The organism is Erythrobacter sp. CCH5-A1, from assembly GCF_001557115.1.
GTDB lineage: Bacteria > Pseudomonadota > Alphaproteobacteria > Sphingomonadales > Sphingomonadaceae > Erythrobacter.
Genome location: NZ_LSKQ01000156.1, coordinates 1 through 20,398 on the forward strand (window position 1 = coordinate 1; position 20,398 = coordinate 20,398).

Consider the following 20,398-nt stretch of genomic DNA (forward strand, 5'->3'; position numbering starts at 1 on the left):
TTGCGCCCGCCGATCCGTTGGCCTTCGCCCCCGGCAGCGATGACGATGGCGGGGGCGGGCGGGGCGATCATGCGAAGGGGCATATCCGAGTTTGCGGTTACTACCGCCCTAGTTCGCATCAACGCGCTTGCAAACCCGTCTGCCGCAGGCAGGCCATTCGTCCTCGAGGAGACCGCCGATGACCGCCGCCGCCACCACAATGCAGCGCCACCGCGCTTGGCGCGGCCCGGCGCTGCTAAGCTTCGGGTTCCGGCCGTTCTTCCTGCTGGGCGCGCTGTGGGCGGCGCTGGCGATGGCGCTGTGGGTGGCGATGCTGGCGGGCAAGCTGACGCTGCCAACCGCCTTTGATCCGGTGAGCTGGCACGCGCATGAATTCCTGTTCGGCTATCTCGGCGCGATCATCGCCGGGTTCCTGCTGACCGCCGTTCCCAATTGGACCGGGCGCTTGCCGGTGACCGGTTGGCCGCTCGCGGGGCTGGTGGCGGCATGGCTGGCCGGGCGGGTGTCGGTGACTCTTTCGCAAGAGCTCTCGCCGCTGGCTGTGGCGCTTGCCGATCTTGCGCTGACAGTCGCACTCGCCGCGCTGCTGGGCCGGGAGATCGTGGTCGGCAAGAACTGGCGCAACCTGCCGGTCGTCGGCCTGCTGGTGGTGTTCGGCTGCGCCAATGCGCTGTACCATTGGGAGGCAGCGAGCGGCGCTTTTGCAGCGCAAGGAATGGGCCTGCGGCTTGGCTTGGCCGCCGTGTTGATGATGATCGCGGTGATCGGCGGGCGGATTGTGCCGTCCTTCACCCGTAACTGGCTTGCCAAGCAGGGCGAGGGCCGCCTGCCGACTCCGCCGATGCAGAGCTTCGATCTCGCCGCGCTCGGCGTGCTGCTGGCGGCCCTGCTGGTATGGGTGGCGGCGCCTTTCGCGGCCTTCACCGGCATCGCGCTGGGGCTGGCTGGGCTGGTCCATCTGGCGCGGATGGCGCGCTGGGCGGGGGATCGCACCTTTGCTGAGCCGCTCGTCCTGGTGCTGCATCTTGGCTATGTATTTGTGCCGCTCGGCGCGCTGGCAGCGGCGGCGGAGATCCTCGGCAGCGGGTGGGTCGGTGCAGGCTCGGTGCAGCATCTATGGATGGCAGGCGCGCTCGGGCTGATGACGCTGGCGGTGATGACCCGTGCGACTTTGGGCCACACGGGGCGCGCGCTGATGGCGGGGCGCGGGACGGTGGCGATCTATGCGGCGGTGATCTGCGCTGTGCTGGCGCGGATTGGCGCAGGCGCATGGCCCGGCGCGGCAAGCCCGCTCCACAGCCTGTCAGGCGCGAGCTGGATCGCGGCTTTCGCCGGGTTCGTGGCGCTCTACGGCCCGATGTTGCTGCGCCCGCGTCAGGCGGCGGGTTGAGCGATGGGCTGGACCGAATTTGCCGCTGCGCTCGGTACGTTTCTTCTCTCGCATGCCGTTCCTGTACGCCCCCCGGTCAAGCCATGGCTAGTAGGCCTGCTGGGTCAGCGCGGCTTCACCATCGCCTATTCGCTGTTGTCGCTGGCGGTGCTGACCTGGTTGATTACCGCGGCTGGCCGGGCGCCCTTGGTCATGCTCTGGGCATGGGAGCCTTGGCACAACCATTTGGTGCTGGCGGTAATGGCCGTGGTCTGCCTGATCCTTGGTCTGGCGATCGGACGACCCAATCCCTTCTCCTTTGGTGGGACGAACAACGCCGCTTTCGACCCAGCTCGGCCCGGCATCGTCGGGTGGATGCGCCACCCCTTGCTGGCCGCGCTCGCGCTGTGGGCGGGGGCGCATGCCTTCGCTAACGGGACACTTGCCCATGTCCTCATGTTCGGCATCTTCGCCGCCTTCGCGCTGCTGGGAGGACGGTTGATCGACCGTCGCCGTCAGCGCGAGATGGGGCCCGAGTGGCAGCGGCTGCACCGTGTGATCGTGCGGCCCGGCGCGGGGGCGGTGATGTTCGGACAGCCGCTGCGTCTGGTAGCGGGCGGGGCGCTTTACCTTGTTTTGATTCTGATCCATCCGCTGTTGTTCGGGGTCAGTCCGATCCTGTGATCGGTAACGCACCCTGAACTTTGGAGTGAGCGGGGGGATTGCTTACGCGCTGCTCACCCGCAAAGAATTTCTATCGGCTTTGTCCGGCGCGCGATCGTGCCTGGTGCGTTATGCCTGAACGGCAGGCGAATTGCCGCTCATGATGCCAGAAAGAACGCCGATGACGCCGAAAACACACAAGCCGACGGGCAGTAACGCCTTGCTTCAAAAAGGCGACACTTCGGCTCCGCTGTCGCTTTCGGGCCTGATCCGCGTGCATGTGCGCCTGCGCCAGGCGCTGCGGGCAGTCGGACCGGCGATGCCGCGTCAGCGTCCGCACGAAGCGCTGCGGGCGGCTTTGGGTGCGGGGCTGGCGCTCTCGCTTAGTGCCGGGCTGCTCGTGGTGCTCAGTGCCTGGCGCGGCGATCTTGCGAGCTTCTTGTTAATCGCCCCGCTCGGCGCGAGCGCGTTTCTGCTGTTTGCCATCCCCAATTCCCCGCTGGCCCAGCCATGGTCGGCAGTCGTCGGCAACACGGCTTCGGCCCTGGCGGCTTTAGCGGTGCTGCAATTCGCCCTGCCTGCGGAAATCAGTGTGGGATTGGCGGTGGGCGGCGCGATCATCGCCATGGCGAGCCTGCGCGCGATGCACCCGCCCGGTGGTGCGGTGGCGCTGGCAACGGTGCTGGTCGCGCTCGAGGGTGGCGACATCGGCATCGGTTTTGCCCTATCGCCGGTGCTGCTCGATACAGCGTTGCTGGTGCTGCTGGCGATTGGCTATAATCGCCTGACCGGTCGCCACTATCCGTTTCGGCAGCCGGGGGAAGAAGGCGGGCACAAGACCAGCGATGCCGCGCCCGACCGAAGGCTCGGCCTGACGCCCGACGAGTTGGAGCGTGTGCTCGAGCGCTTCAACCTCGGGGCGAATATCGGTGCCGAAGATTTTGGCCGCATCCTCGCCGCAGCCGAGGCCGAAGCGGCGCGCCGCCACTTTGGCGGGCTGACCTGCGGCGAGGTCATGTCCCGCGATATTGTCTCGGTAGGGCCGGACGCCGAGCTGGGCAAGGTGGCCGATCTGTTTCGCAAACACCATTTCAAGACCTTACCGGTCGTGGGCGATGGGGGGCGGCTTGGGGGGATCATTTCGCAAAATGATCTGATCCAGCGCGCCCGCACGCTGGCGTTGCCGACCGCAGGCGGGTTTGTGGGTAGCCTGCGTGCCCTGGTCGATCCGGCGAATCGTGCGCTTTGCGCCAGCGACATCATGACGACGCTGGTGAAGACCGTAGAGCCGAATGACGGTGTGGGGGTGCTGGTTCAGCTGCTCGCCGATGGCGGGGTTCAGGCCGCTCCGGTGGTGGATGACGACCGGTTGGTGGGGATCGTTACCCGTTCTGATCTGCTGGCCGTGTTGGCGCATCAGACAGTACTGGCGGGCGCAGTCACGCCGACGGTCTAGGTGGGCGTGTCTATTGGCAACATGACGGTCATCAGCAGCACGCTGTCGGTCACGGCATCGATCCCGTGCACCGCGCTTTCATCGAAGAACACCCATTGGCCGGTTCCGAGCGCCAGCATGCCGCCCGCGACCTTCACGCTCACCGAGCCTTCGAGGCAGTGCAGCGTAATCTGCGATGCGAGCCGGTGAGCGGGAATGGTATCCCCGTGCCCCAGCGCCAGGCGGATGGCTTCGAACCGGTCGGTCTTGACGATGGCCCTGGTGCCGGGCTGGTCAGCCGATGCAGCAAGATCGATCACTTCGCCTGAACTGGCATGATGCAGGGCCATTGGCTGTCCTCCTCGGTGCAGATGTGCGGGGCGTTAGCGGGTCACGCGGGGCTCGGCTGCGGCTCGCGCAACAGGCGCTCGCGGAAAGCCCTCACATCGGGCACAAGTTCACCGATGCGGCGCTGATCGAGCCGCGCGAGGAAATCCTCCATCGCCTCGCTCAGCAGCGGCTTCAATCCGCACATGCCGTTGATAACGCAGCCAGATCCGGCGGCAAAGCAGGACACGAAGGCGTCGAGGTTCTCGAACCGGCGCACCACTTCGCCCACGGTAATGGTCTCCGCCGGCCGCGCCAGACGCATCCCGCCGCCGCGGCCGCGAAAGGTCTCGACCAGCCCGGCGGCCTGCAGGCCCTGCACGACCTTGGCGAGGTGGTTGCGCGAAATCCGGAAGCGCTGGGCAATCTCGTCGACCGACAGATGCTGATCGGTTGCCGCAAGGGTCATGAGCACGCGCAGGGCATAATCGGTGTGAAGGCTGAGCTGCATAAAATGCGCATACCAGATATTGCTTTTACTCGCAATGCAGCTTAATGAGTATGTCACTTGCTTATTAAACGGATCGGGCATGATCGACGTGAACACAATGCCGAAACCCTCGCCAAGCGACGCCCGCCGCCATGTGCTCGCCCGGCGCGCGGAAAAGCGCGCTGCAGCAGAGGAAATCGGGGTCGATGCCGGGTTTATCGACGCCATGGTGGAGACCTTCTACGCCGCGATCCGCGCCGATGATCTGCTCGCCCCGATCTTTGCCGAGCGTGTGGATGATTGGCCCGAGCACCTCGCCCGGATGAAGGCGTTCTGGCGATCGGTGCTGCACAATAGTGGCGAGTTTTCGGGCAACCCGATGCTCAAGCATCTGGCCATTCCGGGTCTGGAACTCGCGCACTTCACCCGCTGGCTCGATCTGTTTTACGCGACCTTGCGGCAGCTTGAACGCCATCCTGAAGCGACCGGATTGGTCGCGGGCCGGGCGCGGATGATCGCCGACAGCCTGTTCACCGCCATTGAAATGCGACGCTCCGGATTGGCCGGAGGGCGCGCAGGAAAGGACCTGCCCCATGCTTGATGCCTCCAACCCGCATATCCTTGCCGACCACGTTGTCCATGGTCCTGTCGATCCTGAGGCTGTCGAAATTGCGCAGTCCGCTGGGGCTGTGCGGCAAGAGGCCAATGATAATCACGCAGTTCCTGCGCGGGATGGAGAGCGACGGACCTTTGAACTGCCGCGCGTAATCTGGATCGGCATGATCGCCTGTTACGTGGTCTTTCTGGCGGCGCTCCTTGCCGCGACGGGCGCGGGGCGAGCAGGTTTCGCAATCGCCATCTCGGCAGTCTATGTGATCATGTTCTTCGGCACCGCCCGTGCCGTCGCACGCCAAAGCCCGCGTCAGGCAGCAAGCCCGCTCGAACGGCAGGGTGCTTCCCTGCAAACTGCCTTCGGCCCAATGTCGCGCGGTGCCGTATTCGGACAGATTTTGGTCGTTCCGGTGGCGGTGGCAATGTTCGGGGTGGCTGTCTCGGTTATCATTGCAATAGTGGCGTAAGCAAAATCAATTCTGTCAAAACAGTGATCATCGGCCTCGTCCAAAAGCAATTTGGGCCTGATTTGGCCATTCCCTTTGTCTTGGCGTACTGGATTTCGGGCTGTCGAGGTCTCTTCGCATCCCCTGTGTGAACATTGGATCGGCGCCCGGCAGGCAAAGTCGGCGATTTGTTAGCTTTCGACGACGGCATTTGACCGAGCGCAAAGCCCCCGCGCCGCAACTCCCCCACCTTGGCACCATCCAAGAGGGGGATTCGGCCCATGCGCATTCTGTTCGTTCATCCCAATTACCGTTCCGGCGGGGCCGAGATTGCCGGGACATGGCCGCCCGCATGGGTTGCCTACCTGTCCGGCCCGCTGCGCCGCGCTGGGTTTGACGACATCACCTTCATCGACGCGATGACCGAGAATATCGCGGACGAGGAACTCGCCCGGCGCATGGTCGAATTGCAGCCCGATTTCGTCGGCGTCACCGCGATCACGCCCTCGATCTATGCGGCCGAACGTGTGCTGGAGCTCGCCGCCTTGCATGTGCCCGATGCCGTCAGGGTGCTGGGCGGGGTGCATGGCACCTTCATGTTCAAGCAGGTGCTCGCCGAAGCCCCGCATATTGACGTGGTGGTGCGCGGGGAGGGCGAAAACATCGCGGTCGAACTGTGCACCGCGATTGCCGAGGGCCGCTGGCCCCAGGACCGCGCCACGATCCGGGGGCTTGCCTTCCGTGACGGCGATCAGATCATCGCCACCGAGGCCGCCGAGACGATCAAGGACATGTCCACGATCAAGCCCGATTGGGACATTCTGAAGTGGGATCAGTATATTTACATCCCGCTCGGCACCAAGGTTGCGATCCCCAACCTCGCGCGCGGCTGCCCCTTCACCTGCTCGTTCTGCTCGCAATGGAAGTTCTGGCGCGATTACCGCGTGCGCGATCCCAAGGATGTCGTCGACGAGATCGAGGAACTGCACGAGAAACACGGCGTCGGCTTCTTCATGCTTGCTGACGAGGAACCCAGCATCAACCGCAAGAAGTTCGTAGAGTTCTGTCAGGAGCTGATTGATCGCGGCCTGCCCGACAAGGTGAAATGGGGCATCAACACCCGCGTCACCGACATCTACCGCGATCGTGATCTGCTGCCCTTCTACCGCAAGGCTGGCCTTGTCCATGTCAGCCTCGGCACGGAAGCAGCGGCGCAGATGAAGCTCGACCGGTTCAACAAGGAAACCAAGGTCGAGGAAAACAAGGAGGCGATCCGCCTGCTGCGGGAAGCCGATATCTTCACCGAAGCGCAGTTCATCGTCGGGCTGGACAACGAAACGCCGGAAACGCTCGAAGAAACCTACCAGATGGCGTGGGACTGGCAGCCTGATCTTGCCAACTGGGCGATGTACACGCCCTGGCCATTCACGCCCCTGTTCGAGGAGCTGAAGGACAAGGTCGAGGTGCACGATTTCTCGAAATACAACTTCGTCACCCCGATCATGAAACCCGCCGCGATGGAGCGGGGCGAACTGCTCGACGGGGTGATGAAGAATTACCGGCGGTTTTACATGAGGAAGGCGCTGTTCCATTACCCCTGGCGCGGCACGGGTTTCCGGCGGCGCTATCTGCTGGGGTGCCTGTGGGCCTTCCTGCGCGCCGGGTTCAAGCGGACGTTCTATGATCTCGGCAAGGCCGGATATTGGGGCCCGCAGACCAAGAAGCAGCTTGACTGGCACTTCGATGAGAGCCGCATCGCCGCTGCCGATGCCGCGACCGACTGGCAGACCAATGCCGACAAGGCCGCGCAGGCCAAGGCCCGGCGCGAGGCGGTGCGCACTCAGATGAAGGAACGCGCAGAGGTCCGCGCCAAAGACCGGCTGGAGCTCTGACCATGCATTGGTCTGCGGGGGGTGATCCTGTCGCACTGATCGGGCCCAACGCCGTGCTCCAGACCGTAGCGGCGATGGAGGCGCGGCTGGGGCGGGCGGAGACCCGCGCGATCCTGGATGATGCCCAGATCGCCGCCTTGCCTTCGGGTGAGGCGATGATCCCCGAGGTGCAGGCCCTGCGCCTTCATCGCTGGCTGGCGCTGCATGAGTCGATCGGCAGCTTCGTGATTGCCGAGGACGCGGGCGCGCGCACCGCCGATTACATCATCGCCCACCGCATCCCGCGCCCCGCTGTGTGGCTGCTGCGGCACCTGCCTGCTGCGGCCGCCGCCACGCTGCTGATGGCGGCGATCCGCAAGCACGCCTGGACCTTCATTGGCGCGGGAACGTATGTGCCGCAGAGCGCATGGCGTTTCACCATTGACCGCAGCAGGACGGGCGATCCGATGATGCCGCCCGAAAGCCTGTTCCACTGGTATGCGGCGGTCTTCACCCGGCTTTACTGCCGACTGGTGGCGGTCGATTGCACCTGCCGGATGACCGAGCTCAATGCGCCGTGCGATGCTGCGCGCGTCTATCACATCAGAAGGGGTTAGCGGCCGTGCTGCGGCTTACGCCCGGACCCACGCAGCGTGAATTGGCACCCGACAGACGATTGCGGCGCGTCGTTCCGCTGCGTTCCACCTTCAGCGCGCGCAGTGTCAGTGCTTCGCGCAGCAACAACTCTATTGCGACATTGACGCTGCGCAAATTATGCTTGCTGATGCTCTTGGAAGACAGCCATGACGGTAAGCGCAATAGCACCACACTGGACACAGTTTACATGGACAGTTAAGGTATCGGAATTTACATAATATATATTTATCTCATCAATAACGATAATTATCGTTAAATATCATAAGCTTGTGTTGGAAAATTTCGTCGCGATGCGGGCCTTACGTGAAGTCCACGTCCCTCCCGGCTAGCGTCTCAAGCTGCCATCTGCATTCTTAATGCAAACGGGCAGCCGTCGGTCTGCGGTGCGCTGTGTCAAGTCGACGCGCAGCTCGAGCAGTCAGGCCGAGGTATGCTCGGGCGCCTCGCTTGGCTAGGCATAAGCCCCGTTATAGACGCGCTCAAGGTAATGATAGACCCATTCAACTTTGCCGTCCTTGACGTGCTCCATTGCTGTCTTGGTGCCCATCGATACGATTGGAGTGTGTTTGAACCACTCCACGGCACCTTCAAGCGAGCCGGCCATTTCGGTTGCGAAAGCCAGCAGGCGGACCAGCGGTGCCAAGGCCTCGTGACCCTTTCTACCAAGCGGCTCTGCCGCCAAGGTGTTGCGGTTCACGCCGACCATTCCAGCCAGCTCGGCGAGCGAAATGTTCAGTTTCTCTGCCAAGGCGCGCGGATTTATCGATCCGCTGTCAATCACAACCGGGTTCTGGGGATCGGGCATGGTCCTGAATCTCCTTGGCGCGAGATAGTGTATTCGCTGCACGAAATCGAGGCAAACCGGCGCTTGGCGCAGGAAAATCTGAGACAGCGATGGTGAGCTGTCCTGCCGCGGCAGGACGCGCCAAGCTTGCCCGGTGAGATCCGATCACGCTCCGTCTGTCCCGACGGTTCATTCCGTCCCGGTCCGTTTCCTCCTGCGCCAATCATATGGTACCTTCGTCACGAGGAGCAAACTATGCCGACCGTCCGCAAAACCATCACGCTGAGCGACGCGCAGGATATCTGGATCAAGGCTCAGATTGCACGGGGGCTATTTACCAGCGACAGCGAGTATATCCGTGATCTCGTGCGCCGCGATCAGGAGGAGCAGGGCAAACTCGCTGAACTGCGCAAGGCAATGAACGAAGGGATCGACAGTGGCCTAAGCGAGCGGTCGCTTGACGATATCTGGACCGAGGGAGAAGGGCGCGCGAAACGTGGGCTTGCCGATGCCGAGGCGGGACGCACCGTCTCTGCCAAGGACGTTCATGCCGGAATAGCCGCCAGGCATGACTGGGCATCTTGAAGACCCTGTTGAACGCGCAAGCAGCCCGCGATGATCCGAACGGGACTCTGACTGGACGTGCCAACGCCAGTATTGCTAAGTCGGAGGCGGTCGAACACTAGGTGGCTGAGCTGATCCGTGCCGAGCGTTGGGAAAAATGTGGGTAAAGAATTACAATGGTCTTTTAAATTGCTGATATAAATTACGTTTTATTAGTAAAAAGTCGGACACCCTCTCCGCCACTAGCTTTTGAGAAAATTGCGTTTCATCAATTCCAGCGCGCCACCAAGCGCGCCTCGCGTTTCCCCATGAGGGCGCCGCATCCCTTCCCGGAAAGCCCGCCCGATCCGCGCGCCACGGCTATGCGACAATCGCTCCGGTCGCGTCCCGGGCCGCACGAGACGTTGGAGCTTCACTGATAGTTTTCCATTGCCGCACCGGACTTTGTTGGCAATCTTCGCGCCATGACATCGGCCGACGGGGAGACGGACAACGCTTTGGCGGCTGCTGCTGCGGGGGGTGACCGTAACGCTTTCGGCGATTTGCTCGAACGCCACTACGATCGCATTCACCGCCTTGCCTGGCAGATCACCGGATCGCGCAATGACGCGGACGACATCTCGCAAGACGTGTGCTGCACGCTGGTGGCCTGCATCGGCGATTTCCGGGGCGACGCGAAGTTTTCAACCTGGCTCTATGCGATCGTGGTCAATCAATGCCGCGCGCATCATCGCCGCCGCAGTGCCATCAGGCGTTTGGCGCAAGGCCTTGAAACGATGGTCCGGTTCTCCGCCGTGTCCGACGGACGCGATGCCTATGACGCTGCCTGGCTGAAGAGTGCGATCGCGCAGCTGAAGCCGGACCTGCGCGAAACCCTCGCGCTGGTCGTGGGGCAGCAGCTTTCGCACCGCGAGGCGTCGGAGGTTCTGGGTGTGGCCGAAAAGACGATATCCTGGCGCATGCACGAAGCCCGCCGCCTCTTGTCGGGCACCGGATCCGGCGCGCCATGATCCGCCTCGCAGAAAAATTTCACGCCGCCGCCAAGGATTTTCCGGCGAGCGCTCTCTCAGGAAACATGCGGCACGTTTTGGTGCCGCTGTCTGGAAGGAGAGCTCGCATGAAGAATCTATCCCTATGGGCCGCGCTGGGTGCGCTCGCCACTTTGGCGGTCGCCTGCGCCGGTCCGAACGAGAAAGTGGGGCGCAATGGCACGGTAGCGGAAGAAGGTGCCACCGCAGTCGACGTCGCGGAACCGCCAGCCATGGCGGTCGCGCCCGCCGACATGGCAGCCCCTGTGAGCCCCCAGCTTGCCATCGCGCCGGCCCCGGTCGTCGTGACCGGCTCGCGGGTCAGCGGCGTCTCCCCGCCTGTCTTCAACGAAGAGCGGGGGTATTACTACGATCAGGGACGCGACAAATTTGCCTCCGCCGAGCAGAACACGTTCAAGGCGGTGGGGCAGGAGCCGGTTTCGACCTTCTCGATCGATGTCGATACCGCTTCCTACAGCTTCATGCGCGCATCGCTCGCCCGCGGTGTCCTGCCGACTCCGCAGGCGGTTCGCGCCGAGGAAATGATCAACTACTTCGCCTACGATTATCCCGCGCCCGCCTCGCGCGAGCAGCCGTTCAGCACGACAGTGGATGTCTTCCCGAGCCCCTGGACCAAGGGGCGCAAGATGGTGCGGGTCGGCATCAAGGGCTATGAGCTGCCGGCCTCCGCACTGCCGCGCGCGAACCTCGTGTTCCTGATCGACACTTCGGGTTCGATGAATGCACCCAACAAGCTGCCGCTTGTCCAGCGATCGCTGCTGATGCTGCTGGAGCGGTTGGGGCCCGAGGATAGCATCGCGATCGTCACCTATGCCGGCAGCGCCGGTGTCGCTCTGGCGCCGACCCCGGTGCGCGACAAGGCCCGCATCGCCTCGGTCATCGAAAGCCTCGGCTCCGGCGGCAGCACGGCGGGCGCGGAAGGCATCCGCCAGGCCTATGCCCTTGCTGCGCGCAATCTCGATCCCAAGGGCGTGAACCGCGTGATCCTCGCCACCGACGGCGATTTCAACGTTGGCATCACCAGCACCGACGAGCTCAAGGGCTATGTCGAGCGCGAGCGCGAGAAGGGCATTTTCCTCTCGGTGCTGGGCTTCGGCATGGGCAACTACAACGATGCCCTGATGCAGGCGCTGGCGCAGAACGGGAATGGCAATGCGGCCTATGTCGATACCGTCGGCGAGGCGCGCAAGGTGCTGGTCGAGGAGGCGACCTCGACCCTGTTCCCGATCGCCAAGGACGTGAAGATCCAGATCGAATTCAACCCCGCCACTGTCGCCGAATACCGCCTGGTGGGCTACGAGACACGGATGCTGAAGCGTGAGGACTTCGAGAACGACAAGGTAGATGCAGGCGAAGTAGGCTCGGGGCAAAGCGTGACCGCGCTGTACGAGATCGTGCCGGTCGGCGGCCCGAGCGCTCTGGGCTCGCTTCGCTATGCGGCGGAGCGCAAGCCTGCCGGTTCTGCTGCCGAGGAGTACGGCTTCGTCAAGATCCGCTACAAGCGCCCCGATGCTTCGGTCAGCAAGCTGCTCTCGACACCGATCGGTCGTTCGCGCGAGGTTGCGCGCTTCGATGCCGCGCCGCGCGATGCGCGCTTCGCCGTGGGCGTGGCGACCTTCGCCGAGCTGCTGCGCGGCGGGCGTTACACCGGGGCGATGACCTATGCCGATGTCCTCGAAATGGTCGCGCCGGCGGTGGGCCGCGACGAATTCGGCTATCGCACCGAGTTCGTGCAGCTCGTCCGGGGTGCCAAATCCGCCGCGTCGATGGCAAGATTGGGAGAGTGATGGTGCCGGGTCGGAGATACGATGGCGGACAATGATGATCTGACCGGGTTATTCCCCGACCCGCCCCCGCCGGACGGCGACCGGCGCAGCAAGGCGATCGAGGCCGCGCTGCGCCGGTTTGACGAGGCGCATGCACAGCCGGATGCCGACAACGGGACGATGCCGCCCGCTTCCCCAGCGGCGCCGAACCGGACGAAGTTTGCGGTGCTGGCCAGCGCCGCGTTGGTTGTGATGGTGACCGTTCCGCTGCTCATGACGCAGCGCTTCGGCCCGGATTCGCTCGTTCAAGCGCCGCCACCCTCGGCGAGCGAGCGCGTCACGACGTTCGACGTTGCCGAACCTCCGGCCTTGGACGAGGCTCCGCCTCCGCTCGTGTTCGAGGCCGCACCTGCCGATGCGGTGGCACCGCCGCAGCCGATGATCGCGCCTCCGGCAGTGGCGCCGCCAGCCGAGAACCGTGCGGATGCTGCCGCGCCGCAGGTTGCTGGAGCCGCGCCGTTGGCGATCCAGCCATCGACCCCGCCGCGCGCCGCAATGCGCGAGGAGAGTGCCGAGCGCGCCGATCCGCTGGTCGTGACCGGATCACGCGTGTCGCGTTCCGAAGCGGCTGAACCCGTCCGCGATCGCCGCCGCGCTGCAACGGGTCGCCAGATCAGGGTTTGGCAGGAATGCACCGTGGCCGACGAGCGGAGAAACGCGCGCCTCTGTGCGGCCCGGCTGGGCACCGCGCCCGGCGCTGAAGAGATTGCGCGCGGCCTCAGATTGGCGTTTCGAGGCGAGGACGCAGATGCTGCAAAGGCGTTCGACCGGGCGCTCGCTGCGGCGCCGGGCTCGACCGGCGCGCTGCTCAATCGCGCGCTCGTCCGCCAGCGCCTAGGCGATCTGGACGGCGCCCGGGCGGATCTTGATCGGGCAATCCGATCCAGTCCCGGCGACGCGCGAAGCTATTATTTCCGGTCACTTCTGCTCAGAAGGAGCGGCGACCGCGATGGTGCCGACGACGATCTTCAAAAAGCGATCGATCTTGCAGGCGGTGAAGCGCGCAAGCGCTGATCAACATGGACCGCCCGCCGCAGGCCGGATCGATCCCGGCGCGCTGCATGATTTCCTTTGTGTCCATCGGGTGGAAGGGCTGGGGCTTTTCGCAGCCGATCAGGCCATCAGCGTCGGGCTGGCCGGGATGATCGCATAGGCGAGGCTGGCGACCGTCAGCACGATGGCGAAGGCTGCGGAAGCGAGGCGGGCGGCGGTGTCGGAAGCGTACATTGGTCTGGTCCTTGGGTCTGGTGTTGCGGCAGCGATCAGGCGACGAGCGAGGGGCTGGCGGGGATGATCGCGAAGGCGAAGAAGGCGGCCGAGATCACGACCGAGAAAGCGGCGGCGAAAAAGCGGTTGGCGGTTTCGTTGGCGTACATGTGAGGTCTCCTGTGAGTGTCTTGCGGTGTTTCCCGGGACCATCCCGGGGATGCCGGATACCTTGCATCAGCCGTGCCAAACTCGGAAAATGGCGGAATTCTGCGGTTTCGTAGCTTGCACGCAGCCAACACGGCGTTCAGCCGGACGAAAGCTTGGGGAAAATTCCCAAGTGTTGGCGAAGTCGGTTCTTGTGCGAGGTGAGAGCCGCGTCAGGCGGCGTGTTCGGCGAGGTAGGCGAGCGCCTCGGCCTCGGAAATGACCTCGGCATATTTGGCCTGAAGGTCGAACAGGTTCGCCTCGTGCGGGGCAGGATGGCGGTCGGCACAGGCCTCGCGCACCACCAGCGGGACAAAGCCATATTGCATCGCGTCGAGCGCCGAGGCGCGGACGCAGCCCGAGGTGGAATAGCCGGTGATCAGAAGGGTATCGATCCCGTCGGCATGGAGCGCCTCGGCAAGGCCGGTGCCGAAGAAGGCGCTGGGATATTGCTTGGTGAACACCCGCTCGCCCTGACGCGGCATCAGTTCGGGCGGGAAGGCGCCGAGCGGCGAGCCCTCGACGAAGGCCGCGAGTACGGGCGCCTTCCTGTAGAACACCCCGCCGTCCGAGCCATCGGGCTTGTAGCGGACATTGGTGAACACCACCGGCACCCCTGCCGCCCGCGCCGCCGCGGCCAGCCGCGCATTGCTGTCGCGCGCCGCCGCAGCGGTTTCCATGAACAGCGCCGAGCCCTCGGTCAGATAGGCCGCCACGACATCGACGATCAGCAAGGCCGGGCGCGTCCCCGGCTGGAGACGACCCTCATAGACCCCGGCATAATTGTCGGACGCCGAGGTGCCGGCCATCAGATGATCCCCGCCTCGGCCAGCCGCGCGAGTTCCTCGGCGCCCATCCCCAGCCGCTCGGCAAATACCTCGGCATTGTCCTGCCCCGGCGCTGCGGGCGCGGGGCGGCGGATGGTGCTGGGGGTCTTGGAGAGCTTGGGGAAGGCATTCTGCATCTTGATCTTGCCCCGCTTCTGGGTCTCGACCTCGATGATCGCCTCGCGCGCCTGGAAATGCGGATCGGCGAGCATCTCCGGCGCGCGGTAGACCCGGCCTGCGGGGATCGAATATTCGGTCATCAGCGCATCGACCTCGTCGACGGTGAGCGTGCCGGTCCATGCGTTCACCAGCGCGTCGAGTTCGTCCTGATGGATGCCGCGCGCGATGTGGGTCGCATAGCGCTCGTCCTGCGCCAGCTCGGGCCGCCCCATCGCCTGGCACAGCCGCGCGAAGATCGCGTCGCCATTGCCGCCGATCATGTAGCTGCCGTCCTTGCAGGTATAGACGTTGGAGGGCGCGATGCCCTTCAGCACCGAGCCTGAGCGTTCGCGGATCACGCCGTTGCGGTCATATTCGGGGACCAGCCCCTCCATCACCTGCAACACCGCCTCGTAGAGCGCGGAATCGACCACCTGGCCCTCGCCGGTCTTCGCCCTGTGGTGGAGCGCGGCGAGCACGCCCATGCAGCCATAGGTGGCGCACAGGGTGTCGCCGATCGAGATGCCCATGCGGCTCGGCGGACGGTCGGGCTCGCCGACGATGTAGCGCCACCCGCCCATCGCCTCGCCGATTCCGCCGAAACCCGCGCGGTCGGAATAGGGCCCGTCCTGCCCGTAGCCCGACATGCGAGCGATGATGAGGCCGGGGTTGACCGCGTGCAATTCCGCAGGCGAGAGGCCCCAGCGCTCGAGCGTGCCGGGCTTGAAATTCTCGACCAGCACATCGGCCTCGGCGATCAACCGCTTGGCGAGCGCCTGACCCTCAGGGACGCGCAGGTTGCAGGTGACCGAGCGCTTGTTGCGGGCGATAACCTCCCACTGCACCTTCTCCTCGCCCTGGCCCCAGTTGCGCATCGGATCGCCCGCGCCCGGCGGCTCGATCTTGACGACGTCCGCGCCCATGTCGCCGAGCAGCTGGCCGCAGAAGGGGCCCGCGAGGAGCTGCCCCATCTCGATGACCCTGATCCCTTCGAGCGCACCGCTCATTCTGCCGCCTCCCTGAGGCTCGTCCAGACCGGCTGGACGGGGGCGGGAAGGCCGGTCTCGGCCTCGCAATTGGCGCGCAGGGCGTCGATGCCCGGGCCGTAGTCGAACAGCGGCAGCTCGCCGCGAGAGGCGCTCATTTCCGCGCGCAATGTCTCGGTGGCGGCTGTATCGACAACGCCTTCGCTATCCGCGACCACCCCATAGGCGCGCGCGCCCTCAGGCGTCACAAGACCCTGACGGATCTCGAGGCCCACGAGCGCGGGGTCGCGCGCCAGCGGGTCGCCCCAGCCGCCGCCGCCCCAGGTGATGAAGTGGAGGAGGTCGCCCGCCTTCACAGCGACACTCTCGACCTTGTTGCCGACGATTGCGGTGGAGCCATCGGCGCGTTCCAGGACCTTGCGCGCCCGCGCGCCCGGGTGGCCGCCATTGACGCCCCAGGGCGGCACGAACCAGCGGTCGTCATGGATCGCGATCTCGCCATCGGCAAGGAAGCGGTAGATCATGTGGATGCCGTTGCCGCCGCGATGGAGGCCCGCCCCGCCGCTGTCGGCCGCGGTCGAATAGCGCTCGATGCGCAGCGGGAAGTAGCGCTCGAGAAACTCGTTGGGAACATTGGTGAAACCCGGCCAGAGCGAGTGCCCGTCCGGCCCGTCACCCAGCGGACGCCCGGGAATGCCGCCGAAGCCGATCTGGAACAGCTGGAACCAGTCGCGGCTGCCATCCTCGCGCGCATCCCAGCCGGAGTAGAACAGGTGGGGGCTGGAGGAGAAGCCCGCGGCGTTGAGGAATTCCGGCGTCTTCTGCCCGAGGAGCCCGCCCAAGATGTCGAAGATGCGGCCCAAAGCATGAGTGCGGCCCGAAAGCGCGGCGGGGAAGTGCGGCTTCAGCAGCGAGCCTTCGGGGATGCGCACCTCGATCAGGTCGTAGAACCCGTCATTGAACAGGATCTGCGGGTCGAAGACCATGATCATGTAGATGCCGAAGAACATCTTGAACATGTTCTCGTTCAAGAAGAAGTTGATCGAGGCGGCCGACTGCGGATCGGTGCCCGCGAAATCGAGAACCACCTTGTCGCCCTCGCGCCACATGGTGCAGCGGATCTTGTAGGGGCCGTAGCCCTTGCCGTCGTCGCAGATGTAATCCTCGAAGCTGACCGGTTCCTCGGCCACCGCCATCGCCAGCAGCGCCTTCATCGCGCGGTGGTTGCGGGCGAGGAGCTCCTGCGTGGCCGAGACGTAGACATCGTCGCCGAAGCGGTCGGCCATCTCGATCACGCGGCGGGCGGCGACGCGGCACGAAGCGATAAGGGCGTTGAGGTCCGCCTGGCACCAGTCGGGCTTGCGGGTCTGGTGCATCACCAGCTTCATCAGGTCTTCGTTGTGTTCCCCGCGCTTCCAGATCTTCACGGGCGGAATGCGCACGCCCTCTTCGAAGATCGAGGAGGCGCCGATGGGCATGGAGCCGGGGACGCTCCCGCCGATGTCGCTCTGGTGGCCGAACATCGCGGTATAGGCGATCAGCCGCCCGTCCTTGAACACGGGCAGCAGCACCAGCCAGTCGTTCGAGTGGCTGATCGCGCCCGCGCAGGAATAGGGGTCGGACAGGAAGATCATGTCCCCGTCCTCGATCGTGCCCTCGTAGCTCTTGAGGAAGCCGTCGATGAAACTGCCGAACTGGCCGACAATCATCTTGCCGGCGGGGTCGGAGATCAGCGGGAAGGCGTCGCCCTGCTCGCGGATGCCGGGGCTCATTGCGGTGCGTACGAGGGTCGCGTCCATCTCGATGCGCGCGTTCCTGAGCGCGTTCTCGATGATGTCGAGCGTCACCGGGTCGATGACGACCGTGTTGAAGGGGGCGGGGTTGGTTTCGATGATGCGAGCCGGCATGGTCTTAGCCCTTCGCCTTTAGAGTGATCAGGATATTGCCGACAGCGTCCACGCGCGCGCGGCAATCGTGCTCGACGAGGGTGGTCGAATCCATCTCGGTGATGATCGCGGGGCCCTCGATCACGTCGCCCTGCCTGAGCTTGGCGCGGTCGTAGATCACCGCCGCGCGCTCCTCGCCGCCGATCCACATTACGTGGTCGCGGATCTTCGCAGACGAAGGATCGCCGTCGCCCTTGGGCAGCTCGGCAGCGGGGAGGGCGGGGGCCTGCCCCTGCGCCACGGCGCGCAGGTTCACGATCTCGTGGGGGGTGTCCATGTTGAAGGTGAAGAGGCGAAGGTGCTCCTCGTCGAAGCGGGCGAGGATGCCTTCGATCCCGTCCTTCTCGAGGATGTCCTGCGTGATCGTGAGCGGTACTTCGAAGGCCTGGCCCGCATAGCGCACGTCGATCTCGAACAGCGAGGTGATCTGGTCTTCGGGGATGCCGTCGGCCAGCAATTCGCTGCGTGTCTGCGCGGCCATTTCATCGAGCACCGCCACGAGATCGGCGATGATGGTGTCGCGCGCGAGCCGCGAAAAACTGCGCGCGGTCTCGGTGCGCATCCGGGTGGTGGCATCGCCCAGCGCGCAGAGCACGCCGGGGGAGACGGGCGAGATCGCGGGCCAGCTGCCCATCAGCCGCGCGACGGCATTCACATGCAGCGGCCCCGCGCCGCCGAAGCCCATAAGCGCGAATTCGCGCGGGTCGTAGCCCTGCTGCACCGAGATCATGCGCAGGGCGCCGAACATGTTTTCGTTGACGATATCGATGATCCCGCGCGCGGCCTCCATCAGGCTGACGCCCAGCGCATCGGCGATGGTCTGCACCGCCGCCTTGGCGCCCTCGCGGTCGAGCTTGAAGCTGCCGCCGAGCAGGTCTTCGGGCAGGTAGCCGAGCACAACATTGGCGTCGGTCACGGTGGGCAGCGTGCCGCCCTTGTTATAGGCGACCGGCCCCGGCACCGCGCCCGCGCTTTCAGGCCCGACCCGCAGTGCGCCGGTGAGCTGGGGCACGTGGGCGATCGAGCCACCGCCCGCACCCACGGTTTTTACATCGAGCGCCGAGGCGCGCACCGACAGGTGGCCGACTTCGGTGGTGCGCTGGCGGCGGGGCTCCAAGCCCTGGATCAGCGCCACATCGGTCGACGTGCCGCCCACATCGAGCGTCAGGATATTTTCAAAGCCCGCATTCTTCGCCACCCAAAGCGCGCCGGTCACCCCGCCCGCGGGTCCGGACATGAGGATGTTGACGGGGTGCTCCTCGGCCTTCTGGCTGCTCATGAGTCCGCCGTCCGACCGCAGCAGCGAGAGGCGGCCCTTCATCCCCTCGGCCTCCAGCTTGGTGCGCAGGTTGGAGACGTATTTGCTGACCACCGGCCGCACCGCGGCGTTGGCGACGGTCGAGAGGGTGCGCTCGTATTCCTGCATCTCGGGCAGGACTTCGTGGCTGAGCGACACGGGGATACCCGGCAGTTCCTCCGCCGCGATCTGGCCGATGCGGGCCTCGTGCGCGCCGTTAAGGTAGGCGTTCATGAGGCTGACGGTCAGCGCCTCGATCCCGTCGCCCTTGAGCTTGCGCAAGGCGGCGCGCACGGCGTCTTCATCGAGCGGGGTGACCTCGCGGCCCTGCGCGTCCATCCGCCCCGGTACTTCGACCGTGTGCTCGAGCCGCGCCAGGGGCTGCGGCTTGGGCCATACGATCCAGGCGGCCAGCCCGCCGGGCACAAAGCTGCGCGCGATCTGCATGATGTCGCGGTAGCCCTGCGTCGTCACCAGACCGACCTTCGCGCCCTTGCCCTCGAGCACGGCGTTGGTGGCAACCGTGGTGCCGTGGAGGAAATAGCTGATCTCGGCCGCGGTGATCCCGGCGGTCGCCATGATCGCCTTCACGCCGTTGAGGATGCCTTCGGAGGAATCGTGCGGGGTGGAGGGGGTCTTGTGCCGCCAGAAGGCGCCGCTCGCCTCGTCGAACAGCAGGAGGTCGGTAAAAGTCCCGCCCACATCCACACCCAGCCTGTATGTCATGCCCTGTCTGTCCTCTTGCCTATGCTGCACGCGCGACCGCCGAGGGAAGTTCCCGCCCCAGCACTTTCGCAAACCACTTGTTGGCGGCGATGGCCGCGCCCAAATCGATGCCCGTGTCCACCCCGGAACGCTGCATCATGTAGATGAGATCCTCTGTGGCGATGTTGCCCGTCGCGCGCGGGGCGAAGGGGCAGCCGCCGAGGCCGCCGAGCGAGGCGTCGAAGGTGCGCACGCCCGCGTTGTACGCCTCCCACGCATTGGCGATGCCGGTGCCGCGGGTGTTGTGGAAGTGCGCGCGCATGGGAATTTTGTCGCCGAGCAATGCGCCCAGCTTGCCGAACAATTCGCCCGCTTCGAACGGCGTGCCTACGCCGATGGTGTCGGCGAGCGCTATCTCCTCGGGGGCTTCCTCGGCGATGGCCTCGGCGATGGCGAGCACGGTGTCGTGCCTGACCTCGCCTTCGAAGGGGCAGCCGAAGGCGGCGCTGATGGTGACCTGCGCGCGGATGCCCTCGGCGCGGGCGAAGCGCAGCATCTCGCGGGTCTCGGCGATGCCTTCCGCGATGGTCTGGCCCTGGTTCTTCTGCCCGAAGGTGTCGCTCGCGACGACCACGCAGCCGACCTGATCGACACCCCGCGCGCCACCCTCGCGGGTGGCGAGCGCGCGCAGCACGCCGCGCTTGTTGAGAACGAGGCCCACGTAGGTGCAGTCGGCGCGGTCCGGCAGGCCGGCGATCACGGCCTCGGCATCCGCCATCTGCGGCACGAGCGCGGGGTGGACGAAGCTTGCCACCTCCAGCCGCCGCGCGCCGTAGCCGATCATGCGGGATATGAGCTCGAGCTTGACCTCGGTGGAGATGATGTCCGGCTCGTTCTGCAAGCCGTCGCGCGGGCCGACTTCCACCAGTTCGATCGTCTCGCCTGACATCGTGAATCGCCTGTTGCTGCTGC

General features: G+C 65.2%; 22 protein-coding genes. 12 read left to right on the forward strand and 10 right to left on the reverse strand.

Features of this window, described 5'->3' with window-relative positions:
* Window positions 1-178 precede the first annotated feature (178 nt).
* The 3 genes from AX708_RS08730 to AX708_RS08740 all read left to right on the forward strand — a co-directional run bounded on the left by AX708_RS08730 (window position 179) and on the right by AX708_RS08740 (window position 3,488).
* Entirely contained in the window at window positions 179-1,390 is a 1,212-nt protein-coding gene (locus AX708_RS08730) for an NnrS family protein (protein ID WP_066110978.1), read from the forward strand.
* Window positions 1,391-1,393: 3 nt separating this feature from the next.
* On the forward strand, window positions 1,394-2,053 hold the full coding sequence (locus AX708_RS08735) for an NnrU family protein (RefSeq protein ID WP_066110975.1): 660 nt from the start codon (window positions 1,394-1,396) through the stop codon (window positions 2,051-2,053).
* A gap of 160 nt (window positions 2,054-2,213) precedes the next feature.
* The gene (locus tag AX708_RS08740) at window positions 2,214-3,488 is read left to right on the forward strand and encodes an HPP family protein (protein ID WP_066532974.1); all 1,275 of its coding nucleotides are present in this window, start codon (window positions 2,214-2,216) and stop codon (window positions 3,486-3,488) included.
* Here the strand turns inward: AX708_RS08740 and AX708_RS08745 are convergent.
* On the reverse strand, window positions 3,485-3,817 hold the full coding sequence (locus AX708_RS08745; protein WP_066110968.1) for a hypothetical protein: 333 nt from the start codon (window positions 3,815-3,817) through the stop codon (window positions 3,485-3,487). The two genes, AX708_RS08740 and AX708_RS08745, sit on opposite strands and share 4 nt — an antisense overlap.
* Window positions 3,818-3,858: 41 nt before the next feature.
* Complete coding sequence (locus tag AX708_RS08750) at window positions 3,859-4,305, reverse strand: Rrf2 family transcriptional regulator (protein ID WP_066110965.1); 447 nt, start codon at window positions 4,303-4,305, stop codon at window positions 3,859-3,861.
* A 19-nt stretch (window positions 4,306-4,324) separates the two neighbouring features.
* Between AX708_RS08750 and AX708_RS08755 the strand changes: the two genes are divergently transcribed.
* The 5 genes from AX708_RS08755 (at window position 4,325) to AX708_RS20415 (ending at window position 8,069) form a co-directional block, all read left to right on the forward strand.
* On the forward strand, window positions 4,325-4,885 hold the full coding sequence (locus tag AX708_RS08755) for a group III truncated hemoglobin (RefSeq protein WP_233999634.1): 561 nt from the start codon (window positions 4,325-4,327) through the stop codon (window positions 4,883-4,885).
* Window positions 4,878-5,363: a hypothetical protein gene (locus AX708_RS20410; protein ID WP_066110962.1), complete on the forward strand. Its 486-nt coding sequence runs from the start codon at window positions 4,878-4,880 to the stop codon at window positions 5,361-5,363. The genes AX708_RS08755 and AX708_RS20410 overlap by 8 nt, the downstream gene beginning before the upstream one ends.
* A 260-nt stretch (window positions 5,364-5,623) precedes the next feature.
* The gene (bchE, locus tag AX708_RS08765; RefSeq protein WP_066110959.1) at window positions 5,624-7,234 is read left to right on the forward strand and encodes a magnesium-protoporphyrin IX monomethyl ester anaerobic oxidative cyclase; all 1,611 of its coding nucleotides are present in this window, start codon (window positions 5,624-5,626) and stop codon (window positions 7,232-7,234) included.
* Window positions 7,235-7,236: 2 nt separating this feature from the next.
* Window positions 7,237-7,830 carry a bacteriochlorophyll 4-vinyl reductase gene (gene bchJ, locus AX708_RS08770; protein ID WP_066110956.1) on the forward strand — a complete coding sequence of 198 codons (594 nt, stop codon included), beginning with the start codon at window positions 7,237-7,239 and terminating at the stop codon, window positions 7,828-7,830.
* A gap of 5 nt (window positions 7,831-7,835) precedes the next feature.
* Window positions 7,836-8,069: a hypothetical protein gene (locus tag AX708_RS20415; RefSeq protein WP_156454556.1), complete on the forward strand. Its 234-nt coding sequence runs from the start codon at window positions 7,836-7,838 to the stop codon at window positions 8,067-8,069.
* Between the two features lie 252 nt (window positions 8,070-8,321).
* Here the strand turns inward: AX708_RS20415 and AX708_RS08775 are convergent, their stop codons facing one another.
* Window positions 8,322-8,675, reverse strand: a complete 354-nt coding sequence (locus AX708_RS08775) for a hypothetical protein (RefSeq protein WP_066110684.1) — start codon at window positions 8,673-8,675, stop codon at window positions 8,322-8,324.
* Between the two features lie 234 nt (window positions 8,676-8,909).
* Here AX708_RS08775 and AX708_RS19890 point away from each other — a divergent pair, with 234 nt between their 5' ends.
* From AX708_RS19890 to AX708_RS08795, 4 genes are all read left to right on the forward strand, one after another.
* Window positions 8,910-9,239, forward strand: coding sequence for a type II toxin-antitoxin system ParD family antitoxin (locus AX708_RS19890; protein ID WP_082745728.1), 330 nt, complete (start codon window positions 8,910-8,912; stop codon window positions 9,237-9,239).
* Window positions 9,240-9,682: 443 nt separating this feature from the next.
* Window positions 9,683-10,228 carry an RNA polymerase sigma factor gene (locus AX708_RS08785; protein ID WP_066532972.1) on the forward strand — a complete coding sequence of 182 codons (546 nt, stop codon included), beginning with the start codon at window positions 9,683-9,685 and terminating at the stop codon, window positions 10,226-10,228.
* 107 nt (window positions 10,229-10,335) lie between these two features.
* Window positions 10,336-12,054 (forward strand): VWA domain-containing protein, encoded by a 1,719-nt coding sequence (locus tag AX708_RS08790; RefSeq protein WP_066532971.1) that lies wholly within the window; start codon window positions 10,336-10,338, stop codon window positions 12,052-12,054.
* Window positions 12,055-12,075: 21 nt separating this feature from the next.
* A complete protein-coding gene (locus AX708_RS08795) occupies window positions 12,076-13,107 on the forward strand; it encodes a tetratricopeptide repeat protein (protein ID WP_066532970.1) in 1,032 nt (343 codons plus the stop codon).
* 99 nt (window positions 13,108-13,206) lie between these two features.
* Here the strand turns inward: AX708_RS08795 and AX708_RS20870 are convergent, their stop codons facing one another.
* The 7 genes from AX708_RS20870 to AX708_RS08820 all read right to left on the reverse strand — a co-directional run bounded on the left by AX708_RS20870 (window position 13,207) and on the right by AX708_RS08820 (window position 20,375).
* Window positions 13,207-13,320: an enoyl-CoA hydratase gene (locus AX708_RS20870; protein ID WP_197426369.1), complete on the reverse strand. Its 114-nt coding sequence runs from the start codon at window positions 13,318-13,320 to the stop codon at window positions 13,207-13,209.
* A gap of 35 nt (window positions 13,321-13,355) precedes the next feature.
* On the reverse strand, window positions 13,356-13,469 hold the full coding sequence (locus tag AX708_RS20875) for an enoyl-CoA hydratase (RefSeq protein ID WP_197426370.1): 114 nt from the start codon (window positions 13,467-13,469) through the stop codon (window positions 13,356-13,358).
* 210 nt (window positions 13,470-13,679) lie between these two features.
* Window positions 13,680-14,315 carry an isochorismatase family protein gene (locus AX708_RS08800; protein ID WP_066532966.1) on the reverse strand — a complete coding sequence of 212 codons (636 nt, stop codon included), beginning with the start codon at window positions 14,313-14,315 and terminating at the stop codon, window positions 13,680-13,682.
* Complete coding sequence (locus tag AX708_RS08805) at window positions 14,315-15,499, reverse strand: CaiB/BaiF CoA-transferase family protein (RefSeq protein ID WP_066532964.1); 1,185 nt, start codon at window positions 15,497-15,499, stop codon at window positions 14,315-14,317. Before AX708_RS08805 ends, AX708_RS08800 begins: the two co-directional genes overlap by 1 nt.
* Window positions 15,496-17,385, reverse strand: a complete 1,890-nt coding sequence (locus tag AX708_RS08810; RefSeq protein ID WP_066532962.1) for a hydantoinase B/oxoprolinase family protein — start codon at window positions 17,383-17,385, stop codon at window positions 15,496-15,498. Before AX708_RS08810 ends, AX708_RS08805 begins: the two co-directional genes overlap by 4 nt.
* A 4-nt stretch (window positions 17,386-17,389) precedes the next feature.
* Window positions 17,390-19,447 (reverse strand): hydantoinase/oxoprolinase family protein, encoded by a 2,058-nt coding sequence (locus AX708_RS08815; RefSeq protein ID WP_066532960.1) that lies wholly within the window; start codon window positions 19,445-19,447, stop codon window positions 17,390-17,392.
* A 19-nt stretch (window positions 19,448-19,466) separates the two neighbouring features.
* A complete protein-coding gene (locus AX708_RS08820) occupies window positions 19,467-20,375 on the reverse strand; it encodes a hydroxymethylglutaryl-CoA lyase (protein WP_066532958.1) in 909 nt (302 codons plus the stop codon).
* Window positions 20,376-20,398: the final 23 nt, after the last annotated feature.